This window comes from Parabacteroides sp. ASF519, from assembly GCF_000364265.2.
GTDB lineage: Bacteria > Bacteroidota > Bacteroidia > Bacteroidales > Tannerellaceae > Parabacteroides > Parabacteroides goldsteinii.
On the sequence record NZ_AQFV02000006.1, the window covers coordinates 4466533 to 4478522 of the forward strand.

Consider the following 11990-nt stretch of genomic DNA (forward strand, 5'->3'; position numbering starts at 1 on the left):
CTTTACTTTTTAAGGTGGGTACTACATTTTCATTCCTTTGGACTTCTTGGGCTTGTCCGCTTTCAGGCTCTTGTCCTGCGCTTTCTCATGCTTCTCTTTCTGCTTGGCGGTGGGCTTGTCCTGACCCTGTTTCAGCGGCTCTTTGCCCCGTTTGGTGGCTTCGTTGGTCTTGCCCTCCGAATTGACCGCTACCTGTATCCGGCTCTCGGCGGCGGGGGTAACGTCTTTCGGCTTCACCTTGTCGGGGGATTTGCCCTGTGTGCCGGGCTGCACATGACCGTTGAACTCAACGCCCTTGCCGTCCTTTATCCCGGCTACCTGCTGCTCTGCGGGCTGTTGTCCCTGCTGCAAGAATTGGACGGCAGACCTCGGCAGGAACTCCAAGCCACGCTCCACCGCACTGACCTGCAAATAGGCACTGCGCTTCGTGCCGTCCCTAAATTGCAGGTTTTCCATTTTCACCGCTTGCCCGGCTTCAAAGGCGGCTTTCTGTTCTGGGCTGACTTTCACGCCGCAAATGGTATCGGGGCATTTCCACTTGTCAGCCCGCATATACTCCAGTTCGTGCGTGTACCTGTCCCGGCTGACGAACACGGGGATTTGCCCGCCGCTTTTCGGGTCTTTGATTTCAGCGATGCCGCCCAAGTTGCCAGTGCCTTGCAAGTTGCCCTGTTCCTGCTTGGTGAACCTGTGTTCATGGAACGGGCGTTGCAACAGTTTCTCGTCCTGCTGCACGCCGTGCAGCTTGGGTACTACCGTGCCGTCCTTTGCCTGATAGAAAGAGAGCTTGACATCGGTAGGTTTGAGGTAGAAGCCGCCCACCGTCCCCGAAACTGTGTAGGTGTTGCGGGACTTGTAGCCACGCATCACCCGGTCGAAGTCCCTCGTGTTTTTCAGGGTGTCGGCGGTGATACCGACTTTTTTCAGGTTCTCCCAGTCGATTTTTGCCGGGTCGAAGCGGTAGCCCTGCTTGAACTCGTGGAAGTCGGGCTTCGGAACTCGAAGCATTTCAGCCCGCTTGCCGCCCTCCGGTGTCGGGTTGCGGTGGTTGTCCTCGATTGCCTTTGCGTTCTGCTCCGCTTGGGAAGCCTTGACGCTGAACAGTTCCAGCCCGGAAGTGTCCTGAAACTTGCGGAAGAAATTGGAAATGAAGTTGCTGAACACATCGCTGTTCTTGTCCACCTGCATGAACTCGCCGCTATGTGTCGGCGGCACGGTCTGCAAATTGCCCTCCTTGTCGATACCCTTAACGGCACTCACCTTGCCCTGCTGTTTATCCAAGACCAGCAGCACGTCTTTTTCCTGCCCCTCTGCGGGCGGGGTCATTCTGTTTGCCATAAATAATTGGAATTTTAGTGGTTACGGGAATAGTCCCGTCCAAAGGTAGCGACTAAATATGCTATATTTGGATAGGCAGAAAGAGGTGTCCGAATTTGTCCTGCACTGTCTGAATTTGTCCGGGGGGTAATTACTGCGAGCAATATTCGCAGAATTGAAAAGGGCATAAAAAAAGAGAGTGATTGATTTCACTCTCTTTCGATGAACCCTTTGTGAACCCTTTTAATGGTTTTCAAATGCTTGTTAAACAGTAAGTTTTGCATTTTATAAAAGCAAAAACATTCAATTATGAACCCTTTGTGAACCCTTTAAGTGTATAATGAGTGCCTTTTCCTGTTGTTCCTTGTATTTCCAGCCAGTTATCCAGTTGCGACAAAATTCGATAAGCAGTAGTTTTACTGGTATTTAACAATTTCTGCACATCTGAATTATTTATACTTCCATTTTGGGCGGCATACTCAATAATGGGTATATACCTTTCATCCACCCGCTGCGCCAATAGCTGCGAACGTATATCGGTATAATAGGTAATCATCAGACCGCTTAACATTTCAAGTTTGGGCGGCAACAACTTGTATGCGCTGACAGCTTCCAAGATACGCTTGTAGCCACGTCCCCAGCTTTCAATATCCCCGCTTCTGAAAAAGGCGTTGGCGATTAACGGATTATAGGGAGAGGACGGGTGGCTTTCAAAAAGTTTTTCAGTCGTCCAGCTTTCCGGCAACTGCCCGGCGTTCCAAAAGGTGATATGGTCGGGGAACACGCTAATCTGAATGGGTACGGCACTGGCATAGTCTTTATGTGCCACACAATTCATCAGTGACTCCCTGACAGCTTCCACCGGGAACTGCGGTGTTTCACGCCGGGAAATGCCCTCGTATGAAATGTGATAAATCAGGTACTTGGTCTTTATCAAATCCATTGCCTTATCCACCTGCTCCATTAAAGAGCCGTGAACCTCGTCCTGAAACTCCAAGTTACCCTTATCATCCCGGAAGAAACCTATCTTGATATAAGCCCCGGTTACAAAGCGTTCGGGGTCGGGGTGGAACAACAGCAAGGCGGCACGGGTCGGGCGGTTGGTTTGGGTGTCAATCAGCCGCAAATCGTGCAGCAAATTTTCGGTAGTATCTTTCAACACATCTTCGTCCACACGCCCGCTTCTCGCCGCTTCCTTGCGGAAACGGTCTAATGCGCCGGGGGAAAGTTCCTCTATGCCTGCCCACTCTATGGGAAACTCGTCCCAATGCCTGCCAGTACGTTGCAGGATAAAACGGTTCAACGCCGCACCTTTCAACTCCTGTTTCGTGCTGCCGCTACGATAGTGGTACTGACCTTTATAATTGATAGGATTGGAATAAGGCGGTACGTCAATCTCAATATATTTCAGCCCGTTTTCTTCCAGCAGGTTCACGTCCACGATGATACCCAGCACGTCACGTACTTTGTTCGGTATATCCTCCAGCAGTTTGTCGGCATCGGCAACGCCGACTACCTTACCGTTGTCATTCATACCTATATATATCTTGCCGCCTGTGGCGTTGGCAAAGCCGCATATCCATTTCAGATACTCGTCACGCCAGCTTTCTTTCCATTCCGTATTTTGGTTTTCATTCATAATCATTTCTTTGTCTGCAAAATTAGTAAAAATACTGTCTGTCAGGAAAGAATATCGGTTATTCTTCCTCTTTTATAAGGTGGCATAGCTCCGGGTCGTTCTTAATCCGTGTTATCTCGTCCTCGACTATCTGCCGAACTTCCTGACGGATGCGGTCATAATTGGCTTGTATCTCCTCCTGCATCCGGTCGTTGCCGTCCTTGTCGGTGAAGTCGATTATCTGCGGCAACTTCACGTAACGGGCGGTTTCCCGCTTCACCTTTTCATTGTCCACCACGATTTCACAGTGGAAAATCTTCTGCTCTATCCGTTCATCGAAATTGTCTGCCACTGCCCCCACGAACATACCTTGCGTGAGGTTGGATATTTTGCTGGCGGGTATCAGGCTGTCCATTTGGGTGCTTATCGAGGTGGATTTCTCCCGCTGGTTGATTGTCATGCTCTGCCGTTTCTGCAACACCTTTCCGAAACGTTCAGAAAGGATTTTTGCCGTTTCACCGACTACCTGACCGCTGAACACGTTGCCCACGGTATTTTGTATCACCCGGCTTTCCTTGTCCCCGTAATCACGGGTAAGCTGGCTGTAATCCTGAAAGCCCAGCAGAACCGCTACCTTGTTGCTTCGTGCGGTTGCAATCAGATTGTCAAGCCCTCGAAAATAAATCGTTGGCAGCTCGTCTATTATCACCGAACTTTTAAGCTGACCTTTCTTGTTTATCAGCTTCACGATACGGGAATTATATAATCCCAGTGCTGCCGAGTAGATATTTTGGCGGTCAGGATTGTTGCCGACAACCAAGATTTTAGGCTCTTTCGGGTTGTTGATGTCGAGTGAAAAATCATCGCCCGTCATTACCCAGTAAAGGGCGGGTGAAATCATCCTTGAAAGCGGGATTTTCGCACTGGCTATCTGCCCCTGCAACTGTTCAACTGCCGAACTTTCCCATGCGTCCACGAACGGAGAAAGATAATTTTCCAGTTCGGGGTAGCTGCGCAAAATGGTGAATACATCGGCGTATTTTTTGTTCAACAGTTCAATGGCATGGGGGAATGTGCAATACTTACCGTCCTGATAGATACGGAGATACCAAATTATAGCCGCCAAAAGAATAATCGGGCTTTCCACAAAGAAGTCGCCCTGCTTGCTTATCCAGCTTCGATTGAGGTTAAGCATTATCGTGTAGCTGGCTTCATAGGCATCCGCAATGTCCGACATGAAGCTGGCGTTTATCGGGTTGCATCGGTGGCTCTTGCGTGGGTCGTCAAAGTTGATAACGTAAAACTTAGGCTTTACCTTGTAGCCGTCTAAGTGGTTAAGCAAATGATTGTAAGCGATTTCCGAAAGGTCAGGAAACTTGTAATCATAACAATAGAGTGCAAAACCTTTCTCGATTTGCTGTTTGATGTAACTGTTTACCACCGCATACGACTTCCCGCTACCCGGTGTTCCCAGTACAAGGCTGGCACGGAACGGGTTCACGACATTTATCCAGCCATTATTCCATTTCTTCTTATAGTAGAACCGGGTAGGCAGATTTACGGAATACTCGTTCTCGATAAGCCTTGTTTCCTGCTGGAAACTTTCGTTCTCGGTATTAAAGACATCATCCATGAGGTTGTTTTTCAACAACCGGGACATCCACGTACCCGCCATGAGCATACAGATATAGCCCGCCGATAGCGTAACGATATAAAACACGGCATCCGCCGTATGTGGCAACGGCAGTTCCAGCATCCACCAGTTCAGGAAAAACAACACGACACCAGCCGCAAGGCTGCAATGTATCTTCGTCCACGTTATCTTTTCCTCTTTCACGCCCTTAGTGCCGATGCACGACAGGGCGAGGAACACCACCGAAAAAAGTTTCGTCCAAAGGGCGGACGAGAACAGCCCGGTGGTACGCTGGAAGTTCCACAGTATCTTGTCTATCACCTCAAATGTCACTCCCCATTCTTTCAGGGTGGAGTAACAGAACCAGTACACGTTTATTCCCACGAATAGAATACTGATAGCCCGCATAAAGTCCATGACCCGTGCAAGCCCTCTCAAATCATCTTCCTGTTGCATGATTGTAATGTTTTTTAAGTTAGTCGATGCGCCTTGTGCGCTTCTTTTTCTTCTTTCTCTTTTGGCGGGCGGTGTCCTGCGGCTCGTCACCGCCTGATGCACCGCCGCCCAGCAAACCGCCGAAAGCTCCCAGCACGGAAGCCACCTCCGGAACGATATCGGATTTCGGCGTAAAACCCGGCTGTTCCTGATGCGTGGATTGGTCTTGCTGCGGTGCTGACACTTCGGGCTGGTGCATCTTTCCGGTTTCGCCCGAAAAGCGTTCGTTGAACACGTTCGCCGAATACTCCTTGCCCAAGCGGGAGCCGTTCAGCACCACCCGGCTGTCATGGTCGATGAACGTAACGCCATATATGCGCCCGCTGTCGTTCTGACGGAACACCACGTCAATGCCCTGCTTCTTTAGCTGCTGTTCCAGTTCCTTGCGGATGCGGGCGGTCTGCATGGCAGTGGCGACAATCTTCCGGGTTCGCTCTTTCAGTTTCCTGTCCTTGATTGCTTCGCCCGATTTCTCCATTCTGCGCTGCACCGCTTCATAGCCTACCGACTTTCCGATGCGGGAAGCCTTTACCGGGTTGCCTGTCTTTTCGCCCTTGTCGTTCGTGGCAGAATAGACAATGCCCTGATAGGGCTTGCCGTTCACTTCACCCTTGACTTCCTCGGCGCAGACGTTGTAAACGGCAAGCAAAGCCTTGTATTCCCCGAACGACTGGAAGCGGTAGCCATAGCAAGCCGCTTTCACGGTATTGCCGATTTGGTGCTTCACGTCCCCGGCTGCATAATCCACCTTTTTAAGTTCCGGGCGTTCGGCACGCTCCTTTCGCTCTGCCGGGTGCAGCCCGTATTTCTTTTCCAGTTCACGGGTGATTTGCTTGCTGCGCCGATGCTCGAACCTGTCATTCAGCGGTCTGCCGTTCTCGTCCACCCGCAACCCCACGATGTGGATATGGTGGCGGTCGATGTCGGTATGCTTGTACACCAAATAAGGCTGGTCGCCATAGCCCAACTTCCGCATATACTCTTTGGCTATGTCGGAAAGCTGCTGGTCGGTCAGCACGTCTTCCGGGTGCGGGTTTATGGAAATATGAAGTATCGGCTTCTTGGTGAATAGCTGGACAGGCATCTGCATTTCAAAGCTGCGCATACACTCGCCGATAGAGAAATTCCCGTCCTCGCCCAACAGCATCCGGTTGGAGAAAAGCACCTTTGCTTCCTCGCTGTCCACCTTGTTTTGGTTGTAAGCCAGTGCGCCGAACATATTGCCGCCAGTGCTTATTTTGGCAACCATAGTTCCTTGCACTCGTTTGTCAGGTCGATAACCTGACGGTTTAACATAGATAATTCAGTGGTCGCCTTCTCCAGTTTATAGAGAAAAGCCAGTGCTTTTTTCTCGGAAAAGTTACTATTCAGAGCCTTTACCACTTGGTTGTAATTGACCGCTACGGCTCTGAATTGTGCATAAAATTCGGTCAGCCGGGCGCAATACTCGACCGCCGACTTGTCCACTTTCACCACCCGGAACGGCTCGCCGAACAGCCGGGCGGCGATGAAACGGGACTTGCTCGTAACGCCCGACTGCTCCCACTGCGAGAGGAAGCGGGCGTTCTCCCGGTCGTTCAGGTAAAGGACATGGCGGTGCTTCGCCGGGTCTGCGAGGGCGGGGCGACCGCCCTTGTTAGGTTTTCTTGTTTCCATACTTCTTTGGATTAAAAAATTACGACTTCGGAGTGATTTTTACCCCCGCAAGGGGCAAGGCGTTTTCAGGCACGGAAAACGGTTTTGTATGCTACAAAACACACCTTGCTATTTTCTGACGAAAATCGAAATCCGTCACGGACGGATTGGGGTTAGCGTGAAGCGGTAAGCCCTGCCGTTCACCAGCCCGTTTTTACACCTGCGCCCCCAGCGGTTCGTTACTCCGCTGCAAAGTAACAGTGATTTATAATGCTGTAAAATAGGCAGTTGGTGGACAAATCGGGACAGCACAGGACAAATCGGGACAAGGTTTTCAGGGGACGTTTTTTCTCCCTTTTTTTGCATCGGATTTCAAGATTGAAAGCAAGATTGAAAGAAATATTCCAATCAGGAAAGAATGATTGAAAGCATGATTTCAAGAAAGCATGATTGCATTATTTCAATATTCCAAGAAAGAATGAAAGCAGGAAAACAAGATTGAAATAAAACAGTCTTTCAATATTTCAAGATTGCAACATGGAAAGAATGAATGATTGAAAGCAATAAATAAATCAACCAATAATGAACGAAAGCAATATGGAAAACGAGAAAACACCCCTTTATGTCGCCTTTTCCACACAAAAGGGCGGGGTCGGCAAAACAACCTTTACCGTGCTGGCGGCGAGTTACCTCTACTATCTCAAAGGCTACGATGTGGCGGTGGTCGATTGCGACTACCCCCAACACTCCATTGCCGGGATGCGAAAGCGGGATGCCGAGCAGGTCGGGGCGGATGAAGATTACAAGCGCATGGCGTATGAACAGTTCACCCGGCTGGGGAAGAAAGCCTACCCGGTGCTGTGTAGTTCGCCCGAAAAGGCGATTTCAACGGCTGACGAATATATAGCCGCCGGACACGTGCCGGATATTGTCTTTTTCGACCTACCCGGCACGGTGAACAGCGAGGGCGTGATAAACTCCCTTGCGGGCATGGACTACATCTTCACCCCCATTTCAGCCGACAAGGTGGTGCTGGAAAGCAGCCTGTCGTTCGCAATGGCTATCCAAAAACTATTGGTGAAGAATGAAGCCTGCCGACTTGCCGGGCTGTACCTCTTTTGGAACATGGTGGACGGGCGGGAGAAAACAGACCTTTACACCGCCTACGACAAGACGATTAAGGAACTGGAACTGCCGCTGATGAAAACCTTTATCCCCGATACCAAACGCTACAAAAAGGAACTGGTAGCGGATAAAAAGGCGGTGTTCCGCTCCACGCTCTTTCCCGCCAGCCGCCCGCTGGTGAGGGGAAGCAACTTGGAAGAACTGATAACCGAAATAACGTACTACATCAAATTACAATGATATGGCAAAGCAAAGCGGCGGGATGCCGAAGATAGACGAGGATTTCATGAAAGAACTTATCTCGCAAGGTGTCCCCAGTAAACAAGATAATAATAAGACGAATGATGTACCGCAAGAAACACAAACAGAAACGGTGCAAGTAGAGAAACCGACACCCCGCAAGCGCAAGGGCGGTTCGGGCGACTACCGGGAAACCTACTTTCAGAAAGTGGAACTGGCAGACCGACAGCCCTTGTACGTGAGCCGTTCCACGCACGAGAAGCTGATGCGTATCGTGACGGTAATAGGCGGGCGAAAGGTAACGGTAAGCAGCTACGTGGAAAACATTCTGCTGCGCCACTTCGAGCAGTACCAAGATGAGATAAACACCCTGTACGAAAGCAACTTCCAAAAGCCTGTCTGACTATGGTAATCCATTGCATACTTACCGGGCTTTTGGTGTACTATATCGCCCTGTGGCTGTGGTATCGCTACACGGACAGCCGGACATCACCGGGCAGAACGGATGATACGCCGCTTCCACGAAACGAAGTTTCAGGCTACACGCTGATAGGTGAAAGCCGATACAAGGGTGGACTAATCGGGACAGCGCAGGACAAATCGGGACACCTCCCGAAAGCGGCTGAAAATGATACTATTTTTGCGCCGCAAGCTGACGGACAGCCGGAAGAAACACCCGGTTACGAGAATGACGAACCCGACTACGAGGACGAGGAAATAGCCGGGTACATGGACGGTGACGATGATACCGGGCGGGCTACGGGCGTGAGCTTTGACGAACTGGGCGAAGCGGTACGCACGGCGAACGCCGACAACCCCACCGAAGCGGAACAGCGGCAAGCCGCCGGGACGCTGGCAAGCATTGAGGGGACGAACCTCTACGATGCGGTGGTGGAGAACATCAACGGCGGGCTGGCAAAGGTGGTTGAACTGCTGGGACGCAACGAAGCGGAACTGGCTACGGTTGCTCCTGCCGGAACTGGCAACATAAGCAAGGAACACGAAGCGTTCGACATGAACGATTTCCTATAATATAATAATGTGTAACAATATGAAGCAACGTGACTACGGTTGATTGGCAACCTGAAAACCAAACAGACAAACGGGACTGCTCCCGACCACTAAAATTTCAAATTATTCACCAGCCGGGAAAGGCGGACTTCCCACCCGCCGCCCGGCATTAAAAACAAATCACAATGAGAAAGAAAATCTTTTTGTCGGCGGCTATCCTTGCCGCTGCGGTAAGTGCCTACGCACAGGGCAACGGGCAGGCGGGCATCACCGAAGCCACGAACCTAATCACAGGGTATTTCGACCCCGGAACAAAACTGGTGTACGCAATCGGGGCGGTCTGCGGCTTGATTGGCGGGGTAAAAGTCTATAACAAATTTGTGCGACGTGAAGTTGCGTAAGTGATTGTGTAACATTAAGATTACACCTCCAGTTCCGTCTGGAGTAGCCTACGGACACATGCATTAGGAGTAATTCTTTTGTATGAAGCTGTCCCGACAAGGTAGCCTTTCCGAAAGGAGAAGATTGAACCGTGAGGGGAAATCAACGGCTGATAACACCATTCAGCACGAGGAGCTTGGCTTAGCGGTATGGTCAACGAAAGTGAACTGTCCGATAAACATCGTAAAGTACAACGAGCCAAAGGTTGTTGACAGGCTCGAACCAAAAGGTAAGCAGTCGGCTGTCCTCTTGAATTTTGGGGACACACGGACATTAGCACTGCCGGTGGAATAGACAGGACCTAACCCGCTTATTTGTCACTTATGTAAAACACGGTAAGCCCGTACCTCTCCAGTTCATTAAAGCTGGTAAGCAAGCCGCAAGGCAAGCCTACATGGGGTGCGGGTATAGGATAGCGGAAAAAGCGAATGCCTCCCTGTAATGGGGAGGATACGGATTGAGCCAATATCACGGGTTGGTAAAGGTAACATCATCCGACACGAAAGTGGGCAGACTTCCGCCTATGGTGACACTTTACAAGATAGTTTACAGAACTTTTAAAGAAAGGAAAGCAAATGAACGCAAAGAAATTGGCGTGTGCGCCCGAAGACATAGACATTCACGAACTCTGGTCGAAAATCGACTGGGACAAATGCGAGCGTTTTGTCCAAAAGCTGCAAGCACGTATTGTAAAGGCTCAAAGGGAAGGCAGACATAACAAGGTGAAAGCCCTGCAATGGATGCTTACCCACTCGTTCTACGCCAAAGCATTGGCGGTAAAACGAGTTACGACTAACAAAGGAAAATCTACTTCCGGCGTTGACAAGATTACATGGTCTTCTCCATTGGCGAAAGCCAAAGCCATATTCACTCTGAAAAGACGTGGCTACAAGCCACAACCTCTAAAACGTGTGAATATCAAAAAGAAGAACGGGAAATTACGCCCACTCGGAATACCAACGATGAAAGACCGTGCGATGCAGGCATTATACTTAATGGCACTTGACCCGATAGCGGAAACCACTGGCGACAGCCATTCCTACGGATTCCGCAAACATCGCTGTACGCATGATGCCATTGAGCAATGTTACATTGTACTTTCTCGCTCGGTAGCTCCCGAATGGATTCTTGAAGGGGACATCAAAGGATGTTTCGACCATATCAGTCATGAGTGGTTAATCAACAATATCCCTATGGATAAGGAGATACTACGCAAATGGCTCGAATGTGGTTATGTGTTCAACGGTGAACTCTTTCCTACGGAAGAGGGAACCCCACAAGGCGGCATAATATCCCCAACTCTCGCAAACATGGCACTTGACGGGTTACAAGGATTACTGGAAACATGTATCAAAAAGTATAAAAAGAATTATAAACAGATATACTCTAAGATACATCTTATACGGTATGCAGACGATTTTATTGTAACAACAAAGGATAAGGAAACGATAGAACTGGTTATACTTCCATTAGTACGCAAGTTTCTTGCGGAAAGAGGTCTGACACTATCAGAAGAAAAGACAAAAATCACACATATAAGTGAGGGATTTGACTTTCTCGGCTTCAATATCCGAAAGTTCCGCAATAACACATTGCTGACAAGACCGTCAAAGGATGCGCAAAAGAGATTTTGCGATAAAATCCGTAAAACAATAGAATCCAACAAGTGCGTAAAGCAGAAGTCGCTGATTATGATGTTGAATCCAATCATAAAAGGTTGGGGAAACTATTACAAATACGGTGCTTCTGGTGAGATATTTCACCGAATGGATTGGGAAATCTTTAAGAAAATATGGCAATGGGCAAGACGCAGACATCCGCAGAAATGCAAAGGATGGGTAAAGGATAAGTATTTCAGAACACTAAATGGACACTCGTGGAGATTTGCGGCAGATATGGGCAAGAAAGATAAGATTGATTATCTCGAACTGACCTATCTACCAACCATCCACCATGAGAAATTCGTCAAGGTTCGGCATTATGCCAATCCGTATGACCCAGCCGATAAGTCGTACTACGAATGGAGAGAAACCTACCGAATGAAGCAAACGCTGAAAGGCAGGCAATCTCTGATAAACATTTGGAAACGACAAAATAAGGTATGTCCTGTATGTGAAGAGCGTATTGACAGGGAAAGACCTTGGAGTATCACTGAACAAATAGTCAGCGGACAAAAGATAAGAACTCTTGTACATACCAGTTGTAAACGTAAAATGCATAGTAGATTATGAATATGAAAGTCGAAAATGAGATGGCTCTACCGATAACAAAGTCGGTAACGGTCATGTTGCTTGAGCCGTATGCGGGGAAACTCGCACGTACGGTTCTTAGAGGGGAAAGCTCCCGTAAGGGGGCTGACCTACTCGACTCAAGCGGCGACCCCGACACCTCAAAGACCGCCGCCAGTTGGTTCGGGGCGTGTATCTTCCTGATTGTCGCCGCCACTATCCTGCGTTCGTTCTTCCTCTAAACCAG

The 11990-nt window shown here is 49.4% G+C and carries 10 protein-coding genes and 1 pseudogene; 6 read left to right on the forward strand and 5 right to left on the reverse strand.

Annotation, left to right across the window (positions count from 1 at the left end):
- Nucleotides 1-21: 21 nt before the first annotated feature.
- From C825_RS17740 to mobA, 5 genes are all read right to left on the reverse strand, one after another.
- Entirely contained in the window at nt 22-1338 is a 1317-nt protein-coding gene (locus C825_RS17740) for a DUF3945 domain-containing protein (protein ID WP_010803480.1), read from the reverse strand.
- 286 nt (nt 1339-1624) lie between these two features.
- Nucleotides 1625-2956, reverse strand: coding sequence for an RNA-binding domain-containing protein (locus C825_RS17745; protein WP_016212997.1), 1332 nt, complete (start codon nt 2954-2956; stop codon nt 1625-1627).
- A 58-nt stretch (nt 2957-3014) separates the two neighbouring features.
- Complete coding sequence (mobC, locus tag C825_RS17750) at nt 3015-5024, reverse strand: conjugal transfer protein MobC (RefSeq protein ID WP_010803482.1); 2010 nt, start codon at nt 5022-5024, stop codon at nt 3015-3017.
- A gap of 19 nt (nt 5025-5043) precedes the next feature.
- Nucleotides 5044-6312: a conjugal transfer protein MobB gene (gene mobB, locus C825_RS17755; RefSeq protein ID WP_086004286.1), complete on the reverse strand. Its 1269-nt coding sequence runs from the start codon at nt 6310-6312 to the stop codon at nt 5044-5046.
- Entirely contained in the window at nt 6297-6719 is a 423-nt protein-coding gene (gene mobA, locus C825_RS17760; protein WP_010803484.1) for a conjugal transfer protein MobA, read from the reverse strand. The genes mobB and mobA overlap by 16 nt, the downstream gene beginning before the upstream one ends.
- Before the next feature lie 561 nt (nt 6720-7280).
- On the opposite strand from mobA, the gene C825_RS17765 reads away from it, so the two are divergent.
- The 6 genes and pseudogenes from C825_RS17765 (at nt 7281) to C825_RS17790 (ending at nt 11985) form a co-directional block, all read left to right on the forward strand.
- Complete coding sequence (locus tag C825_RS17765) at nt 7281-8063, forward strand: ParA family protein (RefSeq protein WP_010803485.1); 783 nt, start codon at nt 7281-7283, stop codon at nt 8061-8063.
- Between the two features lies 1 nt (nt 8064).
- Nucleotides 8065-8466, forward strand: a complete 402-nt coding sequence (locus C825_RS17770) for a DUF3408 domain-containing protein (protein ID WP_008772010.1) — start codon at nt 8065-8067, stop codon at nt 8464-8466.
- A 2-nt stretch (nt 8467-8468) separates the two neighbouring features.
- Nucleotides 8469-9095, forward strand: coding sequence for a hypothetical protein (locus C825_RS17775; protein WP_008772009.1), 627 nt, complete (start codon nt 8469-8471; stop codon nt 9093-9095).
- 164 nt (nt 9096-9259) lie between these two features.
- Nucleotides 9260-9454: pseudogene (locus C825_RS17780) on the forward strand (DUF4134 family protein); the annotation flags it as partial.
- Between the two features lie 636 nt (nt 9455-10090).
- Complete coding sequence (ltrA, locus tag C825_RS17785; protein WP_010801788.1) at nt 10091-11746, forward strand: group II intron reverse transcriptase/maturase; 1656 nt, start codon at nt 10091-10093, stop codon at nt 11744-11746.
- Nucleotides 11743-11985: a DUF4134 family protein gene (locus C825_RS17790; RefSeq protein WP_007845737.1), complete on the forward strand. Its 243-nt coding sequence runs from the start codon at nt 11743-11745 to the stop codon at nt 11983-11985. The genes ltrA and C825_RS17790 overlap by 4 nt, the downstream gene beginning before the upstream one ends.
- The last annotated feature ends 5 nt before the right edge of the window (nt 11986-11990 follow it).